General features: G+C 65.7%; 24 protein-coding genes and 1 tRNA gene. 11 read left to right on the forward strand and 14 right to left on the reverse strand.

Features of this window, described 5'->3' with window-relative positions; genetic code table 11:
* The first annotated feature begins 9 nt into the window (after nucleotides 1–9).
* Nucleotides 10–303 carry an Rdx family protein gene (locus AC51GT_RS17290; RefSeq protein ID WP_496324975.1) on the forward strand — a complete coding sequence of 98 codons (294 nt, stop codon included), beginning with the start codon at nucleotides 10–12 and terminating at the stop codon, nucleotides 301–303.
* Between the two features lie 3 nt (nucleotides 304–306).
* Here the strand turns inward: AC51GT_RS17290 and AC51GT_RS17295 are convergent, their stop codons facing one another.
* The 4 genes from AC51GT_RS17295 to AC51GT_RS17310 form a co-directional block, all read right to left on the reverse strand.
* Complete coding sequence (locus AC51GT_RS17295) at nucleotides 307–804, reverse strand: pyridoxamine 5'-phosphate oxidase family protein (RefSeq protein WP_496329553.1); 498 nt, start codon at nucleotides 802–804, stop codon at nucleotides 307–309.
* Nucleotides 801–1,253, reverse strand: coding sequence for an SRPBCC family protein (locus tag AC51GT_RS17300; RefSeq protein WP_496329554.1), 453 nt, complete (start codon nucleotides 1,251–1,253; stop codon nucleotides 801–803). Before AC51GT_RS17300 ends, AC51GT_RS17295 begins: the two co-directional genes overlap by 4 nt.
* Nucleotides 1,250–1,594: an ArsR/SmtB family transcription factor gene (locus AC51GT_RS17305; protein ID WP_496324978.1), complete on the reverse strand. Its 345-nt coding sequence runs from the start codon at nucleotides 1,592–1,594 to the stop codon at nucleotides 1,250–1,252. The genes AC51GT_RS17300 and AC51GT_RS17305 overlap by 4 nt, the downstream gene beginning before the upstream one ends.
* A gap of 126 nt (nucleotides 1,595–1,720) precedes the next feature.
* Complete coding sequence (locus AC51GT_RS17310) at nucleotides 1,721–3,124, reverse strand: MFS transporter (protein ID WP_496329555.1); 1,404 nt, start codon at nucleotides 3,122–3,124, stop codon at nucleotides 1,721–1,723.
* Between the two features lie 89 nt (nucleotides 3,125–3,213).
* Between AC51GT_RS17310 and AC51GT_RS17315 the strand changes: the two genes are divergently transcribed.
* Nucleotides 3,214–3,813 (forward strand): TetR/AcrR family transcriptional regulator, encoded by a 600-nt coding sequence (locus AC51GT_RS17315; RefSeq protein ID WP_496329556.1) that lies wholly within the window; start codon nucleotides 3,214–3,216, stop codon nucleotides 3,811–3,813.
* Between the two features lie 59 nt (nucleotides 3,814–3,872).
* On the opposite strand, the gene purB is transcribed toward AC51GT_RS17315, so the two are convergent.
* The 3 genes from purB to AC51GT_RS17330 all read right to left on the reverse strand — a co-directional run bounded on the left by purB (nucleotide 3,873) and on the right by AC51GT_RS17330 (nucleotide 7,202).
* Nucleotides 3,873–5,300 carry an adenylosuccinate lyase gene (gene purB, locus AC51GT_RS17320; protein WP_496325068.1) on the reverse strand — a complete coding sequence of 476 codons (1,428 nt, stop codon included), beginning with the start codon at nucleotides 5,298–5,300 and terminating at the stop codon, nucleotides 3,873–3,875.
* Nucleotides 5,301–5,368: 68 nt separating this feature from the next.
* The gene (locus tag AC51GT_RS17325) at nucleotides 5,369–5,977 is read right to left on the reverse strand and encodes a TetR/AcrR family transcriptional regulator (RefSeq protein WP_496324981.1); all 609 of its coding nucleotides are present in this window, start codon (nucleotides 5,975–5,977) and stop codon (nucleotides 5,369–5,371) included.
* A gap of 73 nt (nucleotides 5,978–6,050) precedes the next feature.
* On the reverse strand, nucleotides 6,051–7,202 hold the full coding sequence (locus AC51GT_RS17330; RefSeq protein ID WP_496324982.1) for an aminotransferase class I/II-fold pyridoxal phosphate-dependent enzyme: 1,152 nt from the start codon (nucleotides 7,200–7,202) through the stop codon (nucleotides 6,051–6,053).
* Between the two features lie 90 nt (nucleotides 7,203–7,292).
* On the opposite strand from AC51GT_RS17330, the gene AC51GT_RS17335 reads away from it, so the two are divergent.
* On the forward strand, nucleotides 7,293–8,246 hold the full coding sequence (locus AC51GT_RS17335) for an alpha/beta hydrolase (protein WP_496329557.1): 954 nt from the start codon (nucleotides 7,293–7,295) through the stop codon (nucleotides 8,244–8,246).
* Nucleotides 8,247–8,333: 87 nt separating this feature from the next.
* Here the strand turns inward: AC51GT_RS17335 and purD are convergent, their stop codons facing one another.
* Nucleotides 8,334–9,584, reverse strand: coding sequence for a phosphoribosylamine--glycine ligase (purD, locus tag AC51GT_RS17340; protein ID WP_496329558.1), 1,251 nt, complete (start codon nucleotides 9,582–9,584; stop codon nucleotides 8,334–8,336).
* Between the two features lie 178 nt (nucleotides 9,585–9,762).
* On the opposite strand from purD, the gene AC51GT_RS17345 reads away from it, so the two are divergent.
* Nucleotides 9,763–10,188: an HIT family protein gene (locus AC51GT_RS17345; RefSeq protein ID WP_496329559.1), complete on the forward strand. Its 426-nt coding sequence runs from the start codon at nucleotides 9,763–9,765 to the stop codon at nucleotides 10,186–10,188.
* Here AC51GT_RS17345 and AC51GT_RS17350 read toward each other — a convergent pair.
* Nucleotides 10,178–11,623: a sensor histidine kinase gene (locus tag AC51GT_RS17350; protein ID WP_496329560.1), complete on the reverse strand. Its 1,446-nt coding sequence runs from the start codon at nucleotides 11,621–11,623 to the stop codon at nucleotides 10,178–10,180. The genes AC51GT_RS17345 and AC51GT_RS17350 overlap by 11 nt on opposite strands.
* On the reverse strand, nucleotides 11,620–12,318 hold the full coding sequence (locus AC51GT_RS17355; RefSeq protein ID WP_496329561.1) for a response regulator transcription factor: 699 nt from the start codon (nucleotides 12,316–12,318) through the stop codon (nucleotides 11,620–11,622). Before AC51GT_RS17355 ends, AC51GT_RS17350 begins: the two co-directional genes overlap by 4 nt.
* A gap of 127 nt (nucleotides 12,319–12,445) precedes the next feature.
* Between AC51GT_RS17355 and AC51GT_RS17360 the strand changes: the two genes are divergently transcribed.
* On the forward strand, nucleotides 12,446–12,601 hold the full coding sequence (locus tag AC51GT_RS17360; RefSeq protein ID WP_496329562.1) for a hypothetical protein: 156 nt from the start codon (nucleotides 12,446–12,448) through the stop codon (nucleotides 12,599–12,601).
* Here AC51GT_RS17360 and AC51GT_RS17365 read toward each other — a convergent pair.
* From AC51GT_RS17365 to AC51GT_RS17375, 3 genes are read right to left on the reverse strand one after another with little or no spacing between them, the layout of a single operon-like run.
* Nucleotides 12,598–14,445: an HNH endonuclease signature motif containing protein gene (locus tag AC51GT_RS17365; protein ID WP_496329563.1), complete on the reverse strand. Its 1,848-nt coding sequence runs from the start codon at nucleotides 14,443–14,445 to the stop codon at nucleotides 12,598–12,600. The two genes, AC51GT_RS17360 and AC51GT_RS17365, sit on opposite strands and share 4 nt — an antisense overlap.
* Before the next feature lie 56 nt (nucleotides 14,446–14,501).
* Nucleotides 14,502–15,686, reverse strand: a complete 1,185-nt coding sequence (locus tag AC51GT_RS17370) for a winged helix DNA-binding domain-containing protein (RefSeq protein ID WP_496329564.1) — start codon at nucleotides 15,684–15,686, stop codon at nucleotides 14,502–14,504.
* Entirely contained in the window at nucleotides 15,683–16,072 is a 390-nt protein-coding gene (locus AC51GT_RS17375; protein WP_496324991.1) for a RidA family protein, read from the reverse strand. Before AC51GT_RS17375 ends, AC51GT_RS17370 begins: the two co-directional genes overlap by 4 nt.
* Before the next feature lie 86 nt (nucleotides 16,073–16,158).
* On the opposite strand from AC51GT_RS17375, the gene AC51GT_RS17380 reads away from it, so the two are divergent.
* Together AC51GT_RS17380 and AC51GT_RS17385 are read left to right on the forward strand one after the other, a co-directional pair.
* Nucleotides 16,159–16,653: a hypothetical protein gene (locus tag AC51GT_RS17380; protein ID WP_496324992.1), complete on the forward strand. Its 495-nt coding sequence runs from the start codon at nucleotides 16,159–16,161 to the stop codon at nucleotides 16,651–16,653.
* Nucleotides 16,654–16,709: 56 nt separating this feature from the next.
* Nucleotides 16,710–16,985, forward strand: coding sequence for a hypothetical protein (locus tag AC51GT_RS17385; protein WP_496324993.1), 276 nt, complete (start codon nucleotides 16,710–16,712; stop codon nucleotides 16,983–16,985).
* A gap of 290 nt (nucleotides 16,986–17,275) precedes the next feature.
* Here AC51GT_RS17385 and AC51GT_RS17390 read toward each other — a convergent pair.
* Nucleotides 17,276–17,350, reverse strand: a tRNA-Thr gene (locus AC51GT_RS17390).
* Nucleotides 17,351–17,356: 6 nt separating this feature from the next.
* Here AC51GT_RS17390 and AC51GT_RS17395 point away from each other — a divergent pair.
* From AC51GT_RS17395 to otsB, 4 genes are all read left to right on the forward strand, one after another.
* Nucleotides 17,357–18,874 (forward strand): threonine/serine exporter family protein, encoded by a 1,518-nt coding sequence (locus AC51GT_RS17395; protein WP_496324994.1) that lies wholly within the window; start codon nucleotides 17,357–17,359, stop codon nucleotides 18,872–18,874.
* Nucleotides 18,875–18,892: 18 nt separating this feature from the next.
* Complete coding sequence (locus AC51GT_RS17400) at nucleotides 18,893–19,060, forward strand: PIN domain-containing protein (RefSeq protein ID WP_331884771.1); 168 nt, start codon at nucleotides 18,893–18,895, stop codon at nucleotides 19,058–19,060.
* A 3-nt stretch (nucleotides 19,061–19,063) separates the two neighbouring features.
* On the forward strand, nucleotides 19,064–20,542 hold the full coding sequence (locus AC51GT_RS17405) for an alpha,alpha-trehalose-phosphate synthase (UDP-forming) (protein ID WP_496324995.1): 1,479 nt from the start codon (nucleotides 19,064–19,066) through the stop codon (nucleotides 20,540–20,542).
* 120 nt (nucleotides 20,543–20,662) lie between these two features.
* Nucleotides 20,663–23,218 carry a trehalose-phosphatase gene (gene otsB / locus AC51GT_RS17410; RefSeq protein WP_496329565.1) on the forward strand — a complete coding sequence of 852 codons (2,556 nt, stop codon included), beginning with the start codon at nucleotides 20,663–20,665 and terminating at the stop codon, nucleotides 23,216–23,218.
* Nucleotides 23,219–23,248 lie beyond the last annotated feature (30 nt).

Genomic DNA, 23,248 nt, shown 5'->3' on the forward strand with positions numbered 1-23,248 from the left:
AATGACCCGGTGAGTGAATCGAGAGCTGCCGTCACCATCACCTATTGCACGCAGTGCAACTGGGTCCTGCGGGCATCATGGATGGCCACCGAACTACTCAACACCTTCGGTACCGAGCTCGGGTCGGTCACGCTGGTCCCGGGTACCGGCGGGGTCTTCCACATCGACGTGGACGGCACCCAGATCTGGGAGCGCAAGCGCGACAACGGTTTCCCCGACATCGTCACACTCAAGAAGCTGGTCCGCAATATTGCGGTGCCCGACTGGAACCTCGGCCATGCGGATTCGGCCAACCCCGACTGACCCTCAAGGGCGCTCGGTCACCGCAGCCGGCGCCGCACCGGGGAACCGGGTCTCGAAGTCGAGCACCCCGACCCACGCCGGGACCACTCCAATGCGATGCATCGTCGCTCCGCTCGCCCGCAGCTCGGCGAAGTACCCGTCGGCGACCTCGGTGGGCATACCGCGACGCATCATCAACTCGTACTCCTCGACGATCCCGTCAACGTCGGTGATCACGGCCTCCCCGCGGATCTGCAGGACATGCGGCGGGGCCTGGTCGGTGTCGATCGTCAGGGCCACTGCCGGACGGCGTCGTAGCGCCGGCACCTTGGCCGCACCGGTGAAGGTGGCCATCACGAGCTCGGTGCCGTTCCACCAGAAGTTGATGGGTAGCACCCTGGGTGTGCCGTCGGCGGCGACGTACGCGAGTCGGGCCGGGATGTCCGCGTGCAGTAATTCGTGCGCGACTTCGGTTTCGAGCAGCGCGAGGTCACCCTGCGGCAGAGCGTCGGCGGCAGTCATGGCGCCGTCTCCACGTGCCGTGTCAGTTTGTCGAAACAGCTGTCCCAGCCGAGCCTCGCGCCGTCGTCGGGACTGATCGGACCCGGCGCGAGCAGATGGAAGGTCATCGTTGTCCGGCCCGGTGCCGATTCGGCAAACGTGACCGTGCACAACGAAACACTCTCCGGCATGGTCGGATCGGACCACGTGAACACCAGCCGGGCCGGCCGGTCGACCTCCTGATAGACCCCATCGATATGCGCTTCGAGTCCATCCGGGAGCACCATCACCGCGCCATACCCGCCGCCGGGCCGAACGTCGCCGTACATGCGTTCGCGAGGCGTGGTCACGCCCTCGGGCGCCATCCACTGCGACGACTGGTCGAGATCGACCCAGGCATCGAAGACCACCTCGGGCGGGGCGGCGAACTCGCGGATGATCGTGAACTCTCGATTGGCTATGTCGCTCATGGTGCTTCCTCCTGGTTGCCGGACCCGGCGATCCGGTTGATGTGTTCTTCGAGCCGATCGAATCTCGCGTCCCAGAACTGTCGGTATCCATCCAGCCAGTCACTGGCCTGCTCGAGCGGACGAGCTTCCAGGGAGCACGGACGCCACTGCGCGTCGCGCCCCCGGGAGATGAGTCCGGCCCGTTCCAAGACCTTCAGATGTTTGGACACCGCGGCCAGGCTCATGTCGAACGGCTCGGCCAGCGCCGACACCGTGGCCGGGCCGTCGGCCAGGCGCTCCAGCAGTGCCCGCCGCGTCGGATCTGCGAGTGCTGCGAACACGGCACTGAGTTGATCGGCCACTGCTACCCCGCCTCGGCTTTCCACCCTCTCGGGTTATTCAACCTACTGGTTATCAACCAACGAGTTGAATGATAGTCCGAGGCGGCGATACGTCAACCCCCCGATTCCCGCCGTCACCAAATGCCCTCACCCATGGGCGACAACAGGCGACTTGCCGGGCGCGATGACCAACACGATGAGCGCTGCCACAACGGCGGCCACTCCCGCGGCGACAAAGCTGCGAGTGAAGCCGGTCAGCGTGACCCCGACGATGCTGGCCGCCGCGGTGCTCGACATCGCTGCTGCGCCGATCGAAGCGCCGAACTCATGGAACGTGCTGACAATGCCCGATGCGATACCCGCCTCCTGCGGATCGATCTGCCCCAGAGCGGTGGCCGAAGCGGTGACAAACAGTGCCCCGGTACCGGCGCCGGCGATGCTCACACCGATCGTGACGGCCACCGGATGCAGTTCGAGGGCGGGAACGATCATCCCGACCGCGGCGACAAGTAGCCCGGCCACCGACATCGCCCTGGCTCCGATCCGGCCGATGAGCTGCCCGGTTGCGTTGGCGCCCACCATGGTTGCGATCGCAACGGGCAGGAAGAGCAGGCCTGTGTGCAGGGCCCCGTAACCCAGCGAATGCTGGAAGTAGAAGGTGCCGAGGAAGAAGACCGCGACCATCAGCGCGGTTGCCATGACGATCAGGAACACACCGGTTGCCACCGGCCGCCGCGTCAGCAGACCCAGATCCATCAAGGGCGATGCGGCAGTGCGTTGACGCCACACGAACAATCCATATCCCAGTGCCGCAGCAAGAACGAGCACGACCGAGGTCACCGTCAGCCATCCTTCGTCGCCGGCCTCGATCAGCGCATAGATCAGGACCACCGACGATGCGGTCACCAGTGCGGCACCGAGGACATCGAGGCGGGCGGATGGGGCGCCCGCGGGCAGGGCGGGCAGCATCAGCGCGAGCGCCACCATGATCACCAGGCCGATCGGCACGTTGACGAAGAAGACCCACGGCCAGCCGGGTCCGGCCGTGAGCACACCGCCCACGAGGACGCCGAGCGCAGCGCCGCCTCCCCCGAGCGCCGACCACACACCCAGCGCCTTGTTGCGTTCATCGCCCGCGAACAGCGTCACCACCAGTGATAATGCGGCAGGTGACAGCATCGCCGCCCCGACACCCTGGCCGATACGCCCGCCGATGAGAACCTCGGCCGAATCAGCGAGGCCGGTGACCAGCGATGCGACGACGAACACCACGAGGCCGGCCAGAACGACCCGCTTCGCGCCGGCCAGGTCGACAATCCGGCCACCCAAGAGCATCAGCCCACCGAACGTCAGGGTGTAGGCACTGACGACCCAGGTGACCGCCTCACGACTGATGTCGAGATCAGAACCGATGTGCGGCAACGCGATTGCAACAACGGTGACATCGAGTATCAGCATCAGCTGAGCCACTCCCAGTAATCCCAGAATGCGCCAGCGAGTCGGATGGGGCTCGGGATCGAAGGCGATCGGTTCTTTACTCGAATCAGACATGGCGACCCCCTACGGATCTAAGTCGTATTGATGTGTACGAGTTAGATCGACGCTAACACGTACACCCGTGTACGAGCTAGGGTTTTTCCATGAGCACTTCTGCGGCACGTCCGAAACGCCGTGCTGACGCCCAGCAGAGCATCGACCGGATCCTGGCTGCGGCGCGTGAGCAATTCGCAATCAACCCGCGGGCCAGCATCGAGGACATCGCCACCGCCGCCGGCGTGGGACGCATGACCCTCTACGGGCATTTCCGGACGCGGGCCGACCTCATCGAGGCGACCCTGGCCCACGCACTCGGCTCGGGCGACGCAGTCCTCGAAGAGGTCGACCTGACCGGTGAACCCCGCGCGGTGATGCGCGAACTCCTGCTGTCGAGTTGGTCGCTGGTCTGGCGGTCGTCGGCACTGTTGGCCGCCGCCGAAGGAACCCTCGGCGATGAACGCATTCGCGAACTCCACGAGGCACCCGCGCAGCGGCTCGAAGGGTTGATCCGACGCGGACAGGACACCGGCGCCTTCCGCACCGACCTACCGGTGTTGTGGCTGGTCAATGCCGTGCATTACCTGTTGCACGGCGCGGCCACCGAAGTCCGCGTCGGCCGACTGCCCGCCGAGGACGCTGCGCACGTCGTCAGCGAGAGCGTCGACGCGCTACTCGCCCCGCCCGCCCCGAAAACTGTCGAATAGGAAGGCACCGAGGGCGATTGACCCTCGACGCCCCGCTATGGATCAGTTTTCAGTGTCAGTCAGAGGATCGGCGCCGGCGCGTAACCCGCGGCATCGGGGTATTGCTCCACCAACTGCGCGACCTGGGCCACCACATCGGCCACCTGATGTTCGGCGGCACCGATGAACGCCGACTTGTCGGCGAGTGCGGCATCGAGTGCCGCCCGGTCCAACGGCAGGCGGTCGTCGGCGGCAAGCCGGTCGAGCAGGTCGGGTTCGCGACCGTCTTCGCGCATCGCGAGAGCCACGGCGACCGCGTTCTCCTTGATTGCCTCATGGGCGATTTCGCGTCCGACCCCGGCCCGCACTGCCGCCATCAACACCTTCGTGGTGGCCAGGAACGGCAGGTACCGATCGAGTTCCTTGGCGATCACCGCGGGGTACGCACCGAACTCGGAGAGAACGGTCAGGAACGTTTCCATCAGACCGTCGATGGCGAAGAACGCATCCGGCAACGCGACGCGGCGGATCACGGAGCAGAACACATCGCCCTCGTTCCACTGGGCGCCGGCGAGTTCGGCGGCCATCGAGCCATATCCCCGCAAGATGACCTGCAGGCCGTTGACCCGCTCACAGCTGCGGGTGTTCATCTTGTGCGGCATCGCCGAACTGCCGACCTGGCCGGGCTGGAAGCCCTCGGTCACCAGTTCGTGCCCGGCCATCAGCCGGATCGTCTGCGCCAGCGAGGACGGACCGGCCGCCACCTGCACCAGCGCCGAGACCACATCGTGGTCGAGCGAGCGCGGGTACACCTGACCAACAGAGGTCAGCGACTTCGAAAATCCCAGGTGCTGAGCAACTTTCGACTCCAGCGCGGACAGTTTCCCCACGTCGCCGTCGAGGAGGTCGAGCATGTCCTGACTGGTGCCCATCGGGCCCTTGATGCCACGCAGCGGGTAGCGGTTGATCAGCTCGCGCAGACGGGTCAGCGCGATCAGCAACTCATCGGCGGCCGAGGCGAAACGCTTCCCCAGCGTCGTCGCCTGGGCGGCGACGTTGTGGCTGCGTCCGGCCATCACCAGCGACGAGTACTCCGCGGCACGATCGGCCAGCCGGGCCGCGGTGGCGACACCGTGTGCGTGGACGTGTTCGAGCGAGCGCAGGATCTGCAGCTGCTCAACGTTCTCGGTGAGGTCGCGGCTGGTCATGCCCTTGTGGATCTGTTCGTGTCCGGCGAGCGCGTTGAACTCTTCGATCCGCGCCTTCACGTCGTGCCGGGTGACCCGTTCACGCTGCGCGATCGACTCCAGATCGATCTGGTCGAGTACCCGCTCGTAGTCGGCGATCGCCTCGGCCGGAACGTCGATACCGAGTTCGCGCTGGGCCTTGAGGACCGCGATCCAGAGCTGGCGCTCCAGCACGATCTTGTACTCCGCCGACCACAGTCTCACCAGGTCGGTGGACGCGTAGCGCGTGGCCAGAACGTTGGATACGCGGGGCTTCGTCAGGGTTTGCTCGGTATCAGACACCGGTACATTATGCCCCGCGCCGAAACGTTCTCCGCACGCACTGCAGGTCAGCCCACCGCGACCGGTGTCACCGGTGCGACGTGGTCGATGACCTCGGACAGCGCGAATTTCGCCGCGGACACGACATCTGCGACCGAATCGGCCAAGGCGCCGATCACCACACCGTCCTCGACGGCCATCAGTTGCGCGATCCCGGACAGGTCGGTGCTGCGCCCGGACTTCTCGAGGACGTCGAAGTGGACATTCCGGAGCCGGTTCCGGTGGTCGGCGAGGATCTGGTGCAGACGCGGCATCCGTGCGCACAGGATCACCGTTTCGTACCGGCAGGTCAGCGTCGTCCGTGGGGTGCTGTCTCCGACGAACACCTCGGCGAGCGCCTCCGCGGTCGCCTCCGCCCCGCGCCGCCGTCGCGGCAACGCCCGACTCCGCTCGGCGATCGCGGTCTGGTCGTCGTCGCAGACATGCTCGACGGCTTCGGCGACCAGGTCCTCAAGGCAGGCAAAGTAATAGGTTGTCGAGGCCAGCGGCAACCCGGCCCGATCCGCGACCGCACGATGCCGGACCGCGTCAAAACCACCCTCCATGAGCAACTCTCCCGCGGCGGCGATCAGCAGCGCCCGGCGCCGCGCGCCTTTGGGAGTTCCTGCGGAGTTCACCCCGCCATGGTGGCAAAGGCCGCGCGGCGATGGGTCATTTCCGCCAAATACCGGCCATAAGCTGGTGTTTGCGCTACAGCAACACCGGCGCGAGGCGCTCCAATGCCAATGCGATGTCGTCTGTGGCACCGGCGAAACTCATCCGGACAGTCCGGTTTCCGTGTCGGGTATCGAAATCCAGTCCGGGTGCCATCGCGACCCCGGTCTGTTCGAGGACCCCCTCGCACCATCCCAGCGAATCGTCGGTGCGCTCACCGAGGTCGGCGTACACGTAGAAGGCGCCGTCCGGCGGGGCGATGTCGTCGATCCCCAGATCCGCCAAACCGCCGAGCAACAACTCCCGATTTCGGGCATACCGCATCACGTGACCGTCGAGCTCGACCTTCGACTCCGGGCCGAAGGCAGCGACAGCCGCGTACTGACTGATCGCCGGCGCGCAGATCGTCAGGTTGGCCGTCAGCCGTTCGACCGGGCGACGCAGCGGCGCGGGAACTAGCATCCAGCCCAATCGCCATCCGGTCATGCTGAAGTACTTCGAGACCGATCCCATCACGACCGATTGCCGCGACGTGCTCCACGCACACGATGTCTCGCGGCCGTAACTGATGCCGTGGTAGATCTCGTCGGAGATGAGCAGCGTGCCATGGGCGTCGCACCAGCGGGCAAGGTCTGCCAACTCGGCCGGGTCCAGGATCGTCCCGGTCGGATTGGCCGGGCTCGCGACGATCAGGCCGGCCGGCGGCCGATCGAGCGCATCGAGCATCGCGACCGTCGGCTGGAACCTCGTCTCCGGGCCACAGTCGAGTTCGACGACCTCACAGCCCAGAGCCGCCAATGTGTTCCGGTAGGCGGGATACCCGGGCCGGGCCATCGCGACGGTGTCGCCGGCGTCGAACGCGGCGAGGAAGATCAGCGTGAACGCTCCCGACGAGCCGGTGGTCACCACGACGTCGTCCGGCTCCACCGGCACGTCGTAGCGCTCGCGGTAATGGCCGGCGATCGCCTCACGCAACGGTGCGATCCCCAGCGACTCGGTGTACCCGAGCAACGATTCGCCCAATGCGCGTTTGGTGGCAGCGAGGACCGGGGCCGGGGCGGACGTCGACGGCTGGCCGGCCGCCAGCGAGATGACGTCGAGGCCACGGGCCCGCCGCGCAGCGATCGCGGCCTGCACGTCCATCACATGAAACATGTCGACTTGAGATCGTTGAGATTCCGAACGCATACAACGAAACTATCTGCTCTCGCCCGCCACCGGTCGATCACCCGCATCGACTGACATTCAGGGGCCGCTCACGGGTACCGTTGCCTGGCGATGACTACCTCCGCGAACCGGACGCCCTCACCCCGAACCACCGGCAACTCAGACCCCCGCGGCCCCGTGACCGGCCGCCGTGCCCTGCTGGGTGCCGGGCTCGCGTCCGGTGTCCTCGGATTGCTGTCGGCATGCTCCAACGAGGACCCGAAGCGCGTCGCCCCGCAGCCGATGCGCGCGGACAATCCGTCGACCAGACCGCAGGAGGCCGCCGCACCGGTCGATACGGCGGAGATCTTCACCGGCAGTTTCGAATCGGCGAAGATGCTCGGACGCCAGACGAATTGGATGGTGGCCCGCCCGGCCGGGGTGACCGGTGAACTGCCGGTTGTGGTTGTCCTGCACGCGCTGAACACAGACCATCGGGCCGCGTTCATGGGCGGACTGGAGATGCAGAACCTGATGCAGGACTGGGCAACCCAGGGCAACGCCCCGTTCGCACTGGCGTCCGTGGACGCCGCCCGCAGTTACTATCACCCGCGCACCGACGGCACCGACGGCGGCGCGATGGTGCTCGACGAGTTCTTACCGCTGCTCGAAGGCGACCCGGCGCTGGGTCTGCGCACCGACCGCATCGGCCTGTTCGGCTGGTCGATGGGCGGCTACGGGGCGCTGCGTCTGGGAGCCATGCTCGGTGCTCCCCGGGTGGCGGCCATCGCTGTCAGCTCCCCCGCGCTGTGGGCCGATCCGGCCGACTTCCCACCCCGTGCGTTCGACAACATCGCCGACTACCAAGCCAATTCACTTTTCGGACAACAGGGTTCATTCACCCAGATCCCACTGTTGATCGAGTGCGGATCGAGCGATCAGTTCTTCACCTACACCCGCCAGTGGATGGCCGCGCTCCGGCCGCCGCCGGCGTTCGGGACGTCGCCGGGTGGACACACCAACCGCTACTGGCGGGGTGTCCTGCCCGGACAGATCGCCTTCCTCGGACGCAACCTGGCCGACTGACCGCCCTGAAACTGTCCGATAGAGGGACTGCGAGGGTGAATAGCCCTCGGAGCCTCGCCATTCGACAGTTTTCAGGGCACCACGGCTTTAAATGCTGATCCGGCCCTCTTCGGCGGCCAGTCCGATGTCGGTGCGGAAATGTGAACCGGTCAGCTTGACCGACTCGAGCCGGCGGTAGGCCTGAGCTCGGGCGGCGGCGAGATCTGCACCGACCCCGACCACGCTGAGCACACGGCCACCGGCGGAGACCACGGCATCATCGGCGATCGCGGTACCGGCATGCAGCACGCCTTCGGCGTCGGAGCCGATGATCGGATCGCCGGTGCGCGGGCGCCCCGGGTAGTTCTCGGCGGCCACGACCACGGTCACGGCGGCGCCGTCCTCCCATTCCAGGGGCGGCAGTTGATCGAGTGTTCCGGTGGCCGTGGCGTTCAGGGCCGCACCTAGCGGCGACTTGAGCAGCGCGAGCACGGCCTGGGTCTCCGGATCACCGAAGCGGCAGTTGAATTCGACGACGGCCGGGCCGTCGGCACCGATCGCGAGTCCGGCGTAGAGCAGACCGGAGAACGGGATGCCGCGCGCCACGAGCTCAGCTGCGACCGGCTTGACGACCTCGTCGACGATCCGGGTGACCATCTCATCGGGCAGCCACGGCAACGGCGTGTATGCACCCATGCCACCGGTGTTGGGTCCGGCGTCGCCGTCGCCGACCCGCTTGTGGTCTTGCGCAGGCAGCAGCGGAACGACGGTGTCGCCGTCGACCAGGCAGAAGAGCGACACCTCGGGGCCGTCGAGGAAGGACTCCAGGAGAACCGGATGTCCGCTCTCGAGGAGGTCGGCGGCGTGGATCCGGGCGGCGTCGCGGTCGGCGGTGACAACCACGCCTTTACCTGCGGCCAGGCCGTCGTCCTTGACCACCCAGGTCGGTCCGAACCGGTCGAGTGCGGCGTCGAGATGAGCCGGGTTGTCGACGATCTCGCTGTGCGCGGTCCGGACACCGGCGGCGGCCATCACGTCCTTGGCAAATGCCTTGGAGCCCTCGATCTTTGCCGCTTCGGCGCCGGGGCCGAACGTCGCGATGCCGGCCGCCCTCAGGGCATCGGCCACACCGAGCACCAACGGCACCTCGGGACCGATCACCACCAGGTCGGCCCCGATCGATGTGGCCAGGGCCACAACGGCATCGGCCGAGACGATATCGACCGCATGGTTGGTGGCCAACGCTGCGGTGCCGGGGTTACCCGGGGCCACATGAAGGTCGGTGACGGACGGGTCGCGGTTCAGACCCAGGACGAGGGCGTGTTCACGGCCGCCCGATCCGATGACGAGTACTCGCACGTGCCTGACCCTACCGCCCAGCGCATGGGGCACATACCTACGCCTCCAGCAGTTCCACTGCCAGGGCCACGACGATCAGACCGGTTTGTGGCCGCCCGGCCGTCCTGGTGGGACCCACGGCCCAACATGCGGTTGATGCGGGCGCCGCGGAGTCACCGGCGGAGATAAGGTCGGGATCATGGCATCGGTCTTTTCAATGATCATCAACGGCGACATCCCCGGACGATTTGTGTGGAAGGACGACGACGTCGTGTCGTTCCTGACCATCAACCCGGTCACCGACGGTCACCTCCTGGTGGTCCCACGGCAGGAGGTCGACCACTGGGAAGGTGTCGACCCGGCACTCTTCGGCAAGATCACCTCGGTCGCGCAGATCCTCGGATCAGCCGTGAAAGCGGCGTTCGACGCTCCGCGAATGGGCCTGCTGATCGCCGGTCTCGAGGTTCCGCACCTCCACATGCACGTGTTCCCGGCCTGGCAGCTGGAAACCTTCGACCTCGCGAACGCGCAGAAGGAGCCCGATCCGGCGGCTCTCGACGCCGCCGCCGCCAAGATCCGGGAGCAACTGCGCACCCTCGGTCACGACGAGTACGTCAGCGACTGACCTGGTCCCGCGGGATCCGTACCCAGAACGTCGCACCGGCGCCAGGTGCTGACTCGACACCCACGGTTCCCCCGTGCGCGGCGACCAACGCCGCGACGATGGACAGGCCCAGGCCGCTGCCCGATGAGTTGTCGGTGCGGTGGCGCGACGAGTCGGAACGGTAGAACCGCTCGAACACCCGCGCCCGGTCCTCTTCGCTGAGTCCCGGCCCGGTATCGGTCACCGACAACACCGCATCGTTGTCGACGGTGCCGACGCGGACGGTGATCGATGCGTCGTCGGGCGTGTGCAGGATGGCGTTGCCGACGAGATTGCTCAAGACCTGCGCGAGCCTGGCGGCATCACCGGAAACCTCGGGAACGCCGGGACCGTCGAACACCTCCACCGAGATGTCGCGGCCGGGGGCCGCTGCTCGCGCGCTGTGGACCACGTCGGACGCCAGGGCCAGCAGATCGACCGGCGCGCGTTCGAGTGGTCGCCGGGCATCGAGCCGGGCAAGCATCAGCAGGTCCTCGACCAGCAGCCCCATCCGCTTGGCCTCGGTTTCGATCCGAGACATCAACACCTCGGTGTCGGTCATCGCGCCTTGGCGGTACAGCTCCGCGAATCCCATGATCGACGTCAACGGGGTGCGCAATTCGTGGCTGGCGTCGGCGACGAACCGTCGCATGTTCTCTTCGGAGCGGCGGGCCTGTTCCTCGGAAGCCGCGGTCGCGGCGAAGGCACCCTGAATCTGATGCAACATCGAGTTGAGCGACTCCGCGAGCCGACCGACCTCGGTATTCGACGCGGCGGGAGGTACCCGTTGATCCAGGTCACCCGCGGCAATCGCCTGGGCTGTCTGCTCAACCCGCTCCAGCGGCCGTAAACTGCTGCGCACCAACAGATATCCCAGCGCCCCGATCACCACGACCACACCGGCACCGATACCGACCTGCAGCCAGATCAACCGGTTCACGGTGTCGTCGACGTCGGACAATTCAACTGCCACAATCGCACTGCCGTACTCCGACGTCGTTTTGACAACCCGCCACCGCGGACCGTCGCCGGTCGAATCCACCGTCACCGGGTCATGACCGAACTCGCTGGTATCGGACAGGTCCGGCGATGCCCCGGTGTCGTTGATGACCATCACCGCGCCGTCCAACCGCTGTACCTGGACGTAATACGGCGTCGGCGGACGGCCGCTCTGGACGTCCTGGGGATCCATCGGCGGCGGGGGCAGCGCCCGCGGCCTGGCCCAGCCGGCGGCGGCCTCCCGCAGCGAACTGTCGGTTCGGTCCATCAGGTTGTCCCGCATGGCCGACGTGACCGCCACACCCGACACCAGTAGCCCCATGGTGACCAGGACCAGCGTCAGCGCCACCAACGACACCCGAAGAGGGACGCCCCTGCGTTGCCTTGGCGGCGTGGTGACCTCGGTACCGCTGGTCACCGCGGCTCGCGCATCACGTAGCCGACACCGCGCAGGGTGTGGATCAGCCGCTTCTCGCCGGTGTCGATCTTGCGTCGAAGGTAGGACACATACGATTCGACGACGTTGACCTCACCACCGAAGTCGTAGTTCCAGACATGATCCAGGATCCGCGGCTTCGACAGCACGGTGCCGGCGTTGATCATGAAATAGCGCAAAAGCGTGAACTCGGTGGGCGACAGCGACACGAGTTCGCCGTTCTTCCACACTTCGTGGGTGTCGTCGTCGAGTTCGATGTCGGCGAACTTGATGCGAGAACTGGCCTCCGGCTTCTCACCGAACCCACCGCGGCGCAACAGCACCCGCAGCCTAGCGACAACCTCTTCGAGACTGAACGGCTTGGTCACGTAGTCGTCACCACCGATCGTGAGCCCGGTGACCTTGTCCTCCACCGAGTCCCGGGCGGTCAGGAACAATGCCGGGGCCTCGACGCCATCGGCGCGCAGACGACGAAGCAGCCCGAAACCGTCCATTCCGGGCATCATCACGTCGATGATCAGTGCATCCGGACGGAACGTGCGGGCGATGTCGAGCGCACTCGGTCCATCCGGTGCAGTCTGCACCTCGAAGCCCTGGAACTTCAGTGACACCGACAAGAGCTCGCGAATGTTGGGCTCATCGTCGACCACCAGTACCCGCGCACCCTGATCACTCATGTCTGCCACCCTGTCTGACCGTCTTGTCCCGAGTCTGCCAGCAACCTGCGAAGTTCCTGTGAATGATGTTCGAATCAAGCCGACCGAGACCCGTGCGCAGTTCGCGCACCCGTGATGCGATGCCGAGATGCGTTTTCCATGGGGGTCCGGCCTTGCCCTGATCGTCAGCGCCGCGTTGACCACGACCTTGCCAACCCTCTCGGTCGCCGCAGCCCAGACACCGCAGAAACGGGCCGTTGTGCTGGTCCACGGCCACGAAGCTGTGATCGCCCCTAACTCCTAAAAGGTCGGTGGCGGTTCGATCCTTCCTCGTTCTTCGCCGAGTGCCAGGCGGCGGGCGGCTTCTCGTTCACGCTGTCGGCGGTTGGCAAGTCGTTCCTGTTGCCGGCGTGCGTGTTTGGCAGCGGTACGCGGCTGCGATCTTGGCGGTGATGTTGGCGGCGATGTTCTCGGTGAGCCGCGTTGGTTGTCGAAGACGATCAACCTCAACGTCGGAAAGAGATCGTCGCCGGTCCATCCCGGGCCGTGGTAGTTCCGGTGTTCGGGGGTGGTGAAGACAAGCCGGGTCCGTCCCGTGCTCGGGTCGGGGTACTGATCATCGAGCCAGTCACTATAGGTCTTGAGCAGATGGTGAAAACGGCACAGTGTCTTCATCTCTGAGGGATGGGTGCAGCCACCGGCCTCGGGGTCGTTGTGGTTGTACTCGCAGGTGTGGTCCAGATCGGCGCCCCAGGCTTTGTGCTCACAACCAGGCCACATGCAGTACACATCCCGAATCCGGAGATAGGTATCCAGGACAACCGACGGCCGGTACTGGTCACCGGGTTGGGTCGCCGGCAACGGAATCACCTGCGGGAACGGGGCGGTGACGATCGTGCTGTCGTTGCTGCCGCTCTCGGCTGGTGGGTTCTGCGGTCCGCGCATGTATATCTTCGGCCGCTTCGGGTTCGGTGAATCATTCTGGGGCGCTGGTTCTGGCTGCACAGATTCTGGCTGCTCGGCTGCTGGTTGCGCCGGGTCTGTTTCCGGCTGCGGCTGTCCGGGTTCGGGCTGATGCTCGGGCGGTGTGGATTCCTGTTGTGCGGATGCAGATGTAGACGCAGATGCAGGCTCTGGACGTTCCGGCTGTGCGGGTTCAGTCTTGTTGCCCATCGGCCGCTGGACCGTTTCCGGGCGAGCCGCGATGTCGCGAACGTGATCGCCGGAGGTGACACCGTGTCCGTCCATGAAGCCCGGATTGTCGGCGGTGCCCTCGATGGTGGCTTGGTCGGCGATCACGTGCATCACGATCTTCACGTCCACACCTGAGATGACCTGTCCGGCAGGGACAGTGACAATCTCGGCGGTGCAGGGATGCTTCGGGTCATTCGGGCATTCACAGAGGAACTCCCGGCCCATCACCGTGGCAAACAACGCATCAGCCATCCGATCAGCCTTTTTCCGCGGATCAGCCTTGCACGTGGCCATCGCCAGTTTTTCCAACCTGGCCATGATCAACGTCAATTCCTCAGCGGTGGAATGCGCATCCAAAACCGCCATGCCGTGCTCGGTGTTGTTGGCCCACACCCCGCGATTGTTTTTCGCATCCTCCCGGTTCTTACGAACCAGATCCGGATCCCGGCGGAAGATGATCGCATCGACCATGTCCCGCATCCGGGACTTCGACCACGACCCCCGCCGACCCAGCGCCTCGGCGATCCCACGATCGATATCAGCCATATGGGCCGAGCCCTCGATCAACTCAGTCCGCGCGATGATGTCAGGAATATGATGCGCAGCGATCCGGCCGGCCTTCAGCAACGCATTGACCGCCGGCAAGCGATCGCGCAACGCCACCCCGCGATTGATCTGCAACTCCGCAGTCCGCTGCGTCAGACCCTGTGCCGCAGACAATCTCGCCGCACACTGCGCGAACGGATCCAGCGCCCGCATCTCCGCCTCAGACCCGGCGGTCGGCTCGACCAGATGTCGGTGCAGCATCGCCGCAGCTGCATAGCGTTCCCACTCCATCCGCGACTGCTGAGCCATCGCGAGCTCGGTGTTACGCAACAACTCATTGACACCCAGCGACTCGACAGGACCGATTTCATCGTCCCCACCTGCATCTTCGATCTCCCCCTCGAACATACATTTGAGTCTAGACCGGGGGTCCGACAAAAGAATTCTGCGAAAAGCGGAGACCGTCAGGCGTCGAGTGCGCGGTGGAATGGCGCCGGATACCCGGGCTTTGGCCGATGGTCGCCGAGCCATTCAGCGAGTTCAGCAGCTCGCCGCGTAATCGCCTTGCATGCACCGTGATTCAGCTTCTCCAACAGGTGCGTACCGACGGACCCATCCGGGCGTTGATTCCATCCACCCACGATCCGTCCGTCCCACCACACGGTCTGTCCACCATTGCCATTGGAGTCGAACAGGTGCGGGCCGTGAGGACCCAGATACCAGTCCCGCTGTTTCCAGCCCATTACAGTCGGATCGAGTTCAGGTAGCAGCAGGGCGGTCGGCGGTGCGATCTCCACGTCGTCGAGGTCGTCCGGCAGGACATAGCCGACCAATCCGTCGCCGAGGTCGACCTCGACCACCTCGAGTTCCGAAAGAGCTCTTCTGACAGCTGTTTTGGTAGATCCCAGCCACCAGACGATGTCGGTTTCGGTCCCGGGACCGAACTGACGTAACCATCGTCGGATCAGTTCACGATGGCCGGTGTCGGGATCTTCCACGGGCAACGGTTCGCCGAGCCAATCCGACATCGAGGTCCACCTGGGCCGTGAACGCATCCAGTTACCGTCGTTGGGTCCCCGGACGATCTCTCCGGCCGCACTCATATGGTTCAGGATCCGCGGGGCCATCTGCGCCACGCCCGCCCACGGGGTGCCTGCTCCGCGCGTGACGGATCCGGCCAGTTCTGGCAGTTCTTTGCGCAGTTCGGTCGATGTGGCCGTTCGCCCGTCGACCAGCGCACCGGCGACCGCTGCCCGCGCCTTCGCGATCCAGCCCTCGGGGTCGGGAAACTCGTCGCTGCGGCGCAGATCCCGCAACATGTTCGTACGTTCACTCGCAGCCACCCGCTGCCCCACGGCACTGACCGCATCGGCCAGCGCGGGACGGGGAAACGCGAACAGGGTGCGCCGCATCGCGAGCTGCTTGACCAACGTTCGGTCGTCGTACAACGCCCGGTCCATGTCGGGGACGTCAAAGCCCGGCATCCGCGCCCATGCCGACAGATAGACCGTTGCGGGGGTGGTGGCATGGAGTGCGACCACCGCTTCTGCGGTCTCGACCGGCGTCGTCGCGGCCGTGTCGGCGACCAACCGATGTCGTCGCAACAGTCGAGCGCGCCGTTGCTCGGTGCTGATCGCCGGACGGGTCATGACGACGGGATCGCGGCCACAGCTTCGATTTCCACCAGCTGGTCGTCGTAAGCCAGCACCGAGACACCCAGCAGTGTCCCGGCCGGCTTGTGATCGCCGAACACCTCGGTCACCACGTCCCAGGCGACAACCAGATCGGCCTGCAGGTGCTCGGCGACATACACGGTGACCTTGGCGACATCGGCCAGGGACGCGCCCGCCTCGGTCAGCGAGAGCTCCAGGTTGGCCATGCACCGGCGGGTCTGTTCACTGACGTTTCCCGGGGCGACGGTGGCACCATCCGCGTCGAGCGGCGCGGCACCGGCGGTGAAAACAAGACTCCCGGGAGCAATCGTCGTGCTGCGGGTGTGGCTGTTCTCCGGGCGGTTGATCTGCACTGATGACATGCCGCAATCCTAAGTGTTGGGGCATCGACGCCCGTGACGCCGCGCGGTTTCCCGCACTCGACCCGCAGCACTGGCACAATGCCGTCATGGGACCTGGTGTCACGCCGCAAAGCGCATATTTTGTTCTCGGCATGCCCGACCACGCGCTGGTCGGGCCCGGACTCGACATCAGCCAGGCCGAAGTCTTCTTCGACGAAGAGGACGCACTCGCCTCGGTTGATCACCACTACACACTCGCCCGCGACATCGCGTCCGAAAAGGTATTGGCGTCCACCGACTGGTTTGTCCTGACCGCAGTGGTCGGTGACGGCGTCAGCCCGGCCTACGGTGATCATTTCTTCGCCTACCACGACGGCGACCAGCCGTGGGCGATCGCCGGCGGCTTCACCCGCGCCGAGGAGATGACGGATTGGCTTCCGTTCATCTTTGCTGTCGAAGACCTGCACGAACACTGGTCGCCGGGCGGGGTCGACGAACACCTGGTTCCCTTCGAGACCACCCGCGACGCGGGCATCGACCTGTCCCGCGTGTGGTTCGCACCGGTGATGGCGCAACGCGTGTACCCGGGCGTGACCGACTGATACCCCGAGCGGCCATAACGCCGGCGTCGAAGATGTACATCGTCAATGATGGAGTTGTGACCCAATTCGTGGATGACATCGACAACGCCCTCGAGGCGCTCAGGGAACGACTGAGCGAATTGCAGGCCTCCATGACGCACGAACCCGATCAGATGACGCCGGAGGCGCGCGAGAAACGCATCAAACTCGACGAGAACATCGTCGAACTCCTCACGATCAGGGCAGCGGTCGCGCCTCCCCATACGGATGCGCCAAGCAAGGAACTCAAGCAGCGCCTACGTCACGTGCTGGCGCAAAACGGTCTCCTCGACCCGAAGACTCCCCGCGCGTAACGCCGGTCCTATCCGGCATGCGCGACTGAGCGAGCTGATCGCCCCCGAGCTCGACGACAGGTAGTGCTGTCGCCTGCGCACAACTCCCAGCGACTCCCAGCGACCACCAGACCGATGTCGGTCGGTCCCGCATGGGACCCCGCACCGGGCGAAAATCTGTGCCCGAAAGACGTGCGTGGACCATCCAACACCGCACCGGGAACCGGAACGCTCTGCAAGTACCATGACTGGCGGCCGAAGAACGAACACAAAACAACTGGTCAACAGTCATTTATCGATGGAGTTATCTGTGGAGCCCCCTGTCAGGATTGAACTGACGACCGCTCGCTTACAAGGCGAGTGCTCTACCGCTGAGCTAAGGAGGCAACTGCGTGCGTGAGTATATCGCGAGACTTCCCCGGCTCCTCGCCGGCAGTCGTCGAGCGACGATCGACACGATCGAACCGTTCGAGCCAGCGGTATCGCCACGACAACCGATCGACCTCACCGACGACGCCGCGGTGACCGAGGTACTCAACCTTGCGATCCAGGTAGGAGCGGTGTTGCTCGACTCGGGGACCGGCGCGATCGACACGCAGACACAGGTGCGTTTCGTCGCAAGCATGTACGGCGTCGAAAACTGCGAAGTAGAAGTGACATACAACACCATCTGGGTCAGCGCGCGTCGCGGCGCGTCGATGCCACCGGTGAATGCGATGCAATCGGTCCACTATCGCTCCCTCGACTTCACCCGACTGGCCGCAGTCGACCGTTTGGTGCGCAGGATCCGCAACCTGGCGATCGACCCCGGTGAGGCGCATGCGGTCATCGACGCCATCATCGCCGCGCCCCACCCCTACCGACGCTGGGTCGCAACTCTGGCCTGGGCGTCGATGGCCGGCGCGCTGTCGGTATTGCTCGGCGGCGGTTGGCTGGTCGCGGTGGTGGCCTTCTTCACCACGGCCGTGATCGACCGAACCAACCGACTGCTCAACAAGATCGGCACCCCACTGTTCTTCCAGCAGATGACGGGCGGTTTCTTCGCGGTGATCCCCGCGGCGATCGTCTACGAGAACAGCGAGGCACTCGGCGTCGACATCAAGCCGTCGCTGGTCATCGCAGCAGGCGTGGTGGTGTTGCTGTCCGGGCTGTCGCTGGTCGGCTCGGTGCAGGACGCGATCACCGGTGCCCCCATCACCGGAGGTGCCCGCTTTTTCGAGCTGCTCATCATGACCGGCGGCATCATCAGCGGCGTCGGTATCGCCATCCGGTTGATGGAGGCCACCGGCGTCTATCTGCCGACGATCACCTCGACCACCGCGTTCGATCTCGCCAACACCCCCGTGCGGGTGATCGCCGGCGGAACCGCGGCGGCGGCGTTCGCCGTCGCGAGTTATGCCGAGTTCCGGGCCCTGCCGACCGCATTCATCGGCGGTGCCATGGGCGCAGCGATCGTCGCGACGGCCGTTCACTACAACTTCGGACCTGTCATCTCGTCCGGAATTGCCGCCGCGATGGTCGGACTCGTCGGTGGTCTGCTCGCCCGCCGGGCGTTGACCCCACCACTTGTCGTCGCGGTCGCGGGCATCACGCCACTGCTGCCCGGTCTGGCGATCTATCGAGGGCTTTACGGATTGATCGGCGGTCAGACCGTCGACGGCCTCACCGCGATCGGATCTGCGCTGGGCGTCGGGTGCTCGCTCGCCGCCGGTGTCACCCTCGGCGAGTTCGTCGCCCGGACGTTGCGCCGCCCCCGGATTGCGACAAAGCCGACGCGCGCTCTGCTGACCGCACGCTCGGCCATCCGCCCTGGTCGCTTCACAAGTAAACCCGTGGTCGATGCCCACGCGGAGACCCAGCCACTGCGGAAGTCGGACCTGCGCGCCGGCCTGACCGACAGACGACTTTGAGCAGGTAGAGTATTCGCCATGCCTGCCAAGACCAGTGACAAAACCGATATCGCCGACGAAGATCTGGAACCCGTGGCCGACGAGACGGCCAACTCCGCGCGTCGGGTGGTCGCTGCTTATGCAGTCGATGCCGACGAATGCCGGATGTTGCTGGCAATGCTGGGAATTGCACCGGGCGAAGCCTGATCTGTGGCAGCCACGCGAACGCATGAGTCCGACACCCGCGCCGACTTTGTCGTGGTCGCCAACCGGCTGCCGGTCGACAAACAGGTACTCCCAGACGGCACTGTCCGCTGGCAGCAGAGTCCAGGCGGCCTGGTCACCGCCCTGGAGCCCATCCTCCGGTCCCAGACCGGTGCCTGGGTCGGATGGTCCGGGTTGCCGGATTCCGCGGAGCACCCTGAGGTAGAAGGGCTTCAGCTCTTTTCGGTGCCGTTGTCGGCCGAAGAGATCGCCGAGTACTACGAGGGGTTCTCCAACGCCACCCTCTGGCCGCTCTACCACGACGTCATCGTCAAACCCGAGTACCACCGCGAGTGGTGGAACGCCTATGTCGCCGTGAACCGGCGGTTCGCCGAGGCCGCGTCGAAGGCAGCGGCCGAGGGCGCGGTCGTCTGGATTCAGGACTACCAACTGCAGCTGGTACCGAAGATGCTGCGGATGCTGCGCCCCGATCTGAAAATCGGGTTCTTCCTCCACATCCCCTTCCCCCCAGTCGAACTGTTCATGCAGATGCCGTGGCGGACCGAGATCATCGAGGGTTTGCTCGGAGCGGATCTGATCGGATTCCACCTGCCCGGTGGCGCGCAGAACTTCCTCTACCTTGCGCGCCGGCTCGCCGGCCAGGCCACCTCCAAGGGACAGGTCGGTGTCCGGGCGAAGTTCGGTGTCGTGCAGGTCGGTTTCCGCACGGTCCGGGTCGGGGCCTTCCCCATCTCGATCGATTCCGGCGAACTCGATGCGCGCTCGAAATCCAAAGAGGTCCGCAAGCGGGCGGCCGAGATCCGTGAGGAACTCGGGAACCCGAAGAAGATCCTGCTGGGAGTCGACCGCCTCGACTACACCAAGGGCATCGATGTCCGCCTGCAGGCACTTGCCGAACTCCTCGAGGAGGGCCGGGTCAACCCCAACGACATCACCATGGTGCAGTTGGCGACCCCGAGCCGTGAGCGCGTCGACAGCTACATCAAGATGCGTGGCGATATCGAACAACTTGTCGGCAACATCAACGGCAGCTTCAGCGAGGTCGGGCATCCCGTGGTGCAGTACCTGCACCGCCCGGTCCCCCGCGACGACCTCATCGCGTTCTTTGTCGCGGCCGACGTCATGCTGGTCACGCCATTGCGCGACGGCATGAACCTGGTGGCCAAAGAGTATGTCGCCTGCCGCAGCGACCTTGGTGGCGCCTTGGTGCTGAGCGAATTCACCGGTGCCGCAGCCGAACTCCGGCAGGCATTCCAGGCGAATCCGTACGACACCGACGGTGTGAAGCTGGCCATCACCGAAGCGCTCGAACAGGACCCCGAAGAAGGCAAGCGCCGGATGCGGGCCCTGCGACGGCAGGTCCTCACCCATGACGTGCAGCGCTGGGCGAAGAGCTTCCTGGGTGCACTGGGTGCCGACACCGAAACGATGCCGAGTGAGAACCGTGGACTTGACATCGTGTGACCGTCCCGGGTCCGGCGACGCGCCGGGCCCGCACCCGAAAACTGTGATGAGCGCTGCAATTGCCCCCGCGCCAGGCAGTGGATTGGACTTCGCCGGGGTCCGCAGACTTAGACTCGCGTAGTGAGTGCACAAGACCTGGCTCCGGAACTGCGGCGCGCCCTGAAAGCCATCGCTCGTATGCCCCGGCTGCTCGTCGCCTCGGACTACGACGGTTGCATGGCCCCCATCGTCTCCCGCCCCCAAGATGCACGACCCAACGTCGACTCGGTACGGGCCATGCGTGCCCTCGCCGAACTCGACTCGACCACCGCGGCGGTGATCTCCGGGCGAGCGTTGCGCGACCTGGCGACCCTGTCGAGGTTGCCCGCCGAGGTCCACCTCGTGGGCAGCCACGGCAGCGAGTTCGACGTGGGCTTTGTCCACGAGATCACCCCCGAGGCCACCGCACTCCTCGAAACGTTGATCGTCGAACTGCGCGCGATCGCCGCCGACTTCGACAACGTGACCGTGGAGACCAAACCGGCCAGCACCGCGCTGCACGTGCGGAACGCCACCGCGGCGGACGCCGACGCAGCTCTCCAACGGGCTCGCACCGGCCCGGCGACCTGGGACGGCGTCCAGGTCACCGAGGGCAAGTGCGTCATCGAGCTCGCGGTCATCAAGACCGACAAGGGCCAGGCCCTCGACATCCTGCGCCACGAGGCCGGTGCCAGCGCCGCCATCTTCTTCGGCGACGACGTCACCGACGAAAAAGCCTTTCAACGCCTCCACGGACCCGATTTGGGCATCAAGGTCGGTGAGGGTGACACCCTGGCCGCCTATCGGGTCGACGATCCCGAGCAGGTCGCCGCCGCGTTGGCCTTCCTCGTCGAGGAACGCCGCACCTGGCTCAGCGGTGACGCCGCGGTCCCGATCGAGCGGCTGACCATGCTCGCGTCCCCGCGCACCGTCGCGCTGGTCACCCCCGAAGCCGACATCTGCTGGATGTGCCATCCCGAGCCCGATTCCGCGGCGCTGTTCGCAAACCTGCTCGGGACCGACGAGGCCGGCGAGTTCTCGATCAGCCCGGTGGTCGAGGGAGAAAAGAAGCCTCTCCCACTGAGCCAGCGTTACGTCGACGGGACGATGACCGTCCGCACCCGCTGGGCCGGCCTGGAGGTCACCGATTACCTTCCGCACGACGTCAACGTCGGGCGCACCGACTTGACCCGCGTGATCCGTGGCAGCGCCAAGGCCCGGGTGCGGTTCGCCCCACGGCCCGAGTTCGGTCAGGCCGCCGTACGCATCGAGATCTTCGAAGAGGGACTGCGCGTGTCCGGCTCCAACGAGCCGATCGTCCTGCGCGCCCCGGGTGTCGCCTGGGAAATCGAAACCGACCGCCACCACCAGACCGCCACCGCGGTGATCCAGCTGTCCGAAGAGCCACTGGTTCTCGAATTGCGCTGTGGCTCCGATGATCTCGAAGCCTCGGCCGTCCCGGAAGCCGAGCGCCGCGCCGAGTCCGAGGCCTACTGGAGCGAATGGGCCGCGACGCTGGACCTGCCCAACATCAAGCGCGACCTGATGAAGAGGTCGGCACTGACGTTGCGTGGACTCGTCCACAGCGACACGGGTTCGATCATGGCCGCGGCCACGACCTCGTTGCCCGAGGAGATCGGTGGCGTCCGCAACTGGGACTACCGCTACTGCTGGCTACGCGATGCGGCGCTGACCGCATCCGCGCTGGTGTCCGTCGGCTCGTTCAAAGAGGCCGAGGACTATCTGGGCTGGCTCCATCGGGTGCTCGGCACCGTCACCGGTCCCGAGTGGCTGCATCCGCTCTACACACTGGCCGGCGGCGGACTTCCGCCGGAGGCCGTCATCGACTCCCTGCCCGGGTACGCCGGTTCGCGTCCGGTCCGGGTCGGCAACGCGGCCAACCAGCAGGTCCAGCTCGACGTCTTCGGACCCATCGTCGACCTGATCTCGACCCTGGCCCACGCCCGCGCCGCCGCCGGCGATCCTGATCCCCTGTCGGCCGCCGACTGGGAACTGGTGCAGGACATGGTCTATGCGGTGGAACGTCGGTGGACCGAGCCCGACCACGGTATCTGGGAGATCCGTGGCAACCCCCGCCATCACGTGTACTCCAAGGTGATGTGCTGGATGACCGTCGACCGGGCCCTCAAGCTCGGTGCGGAATTCGGCCGCGACACCGAGCTCGGCTGGCCGGTCCTTCGTGACACCATCGCCCGCCAGGTCCTGAGTCAGGGTTGGAACGAGGCGGCCAACTCCTACACCGCGGCCTACGACGGGATCGACCTCGACGCCGCCACCCTGCACATCGGGTTGTCGGGACTGATCGACCCGTCCGATCCGCGGTTCACCGCCACAGTCGTCGCCACCGAGGCCGAATTGCGCAGTGGCTCAACGGTGTACCGGTATCACCACGACGACGGTCTACCCGGCGACGAAGGCGGCTTCCACCTGTGCGCAGCGTGGCTGATCGAGGCCTACCTCCTCATCAACCGGCGCAACGACGCCGAAGCGCTGTTCGACCAGATGATCAAGGTGACCGGTCCGACCGGATTGATCTCGGAGGAGTACGACCCCGTTGCCGAACGCGCCCTGGGCAATCACCCACAGGCCTACAGCCACATCGGACTACTCCGTTGTGCGCGGCTGCTGAGCGAATAGCGACCAGGCACCAAGCACACTCCAAGTGGA

Source organism: Williamsia sp. z34, from assembly GCF_059553395.1.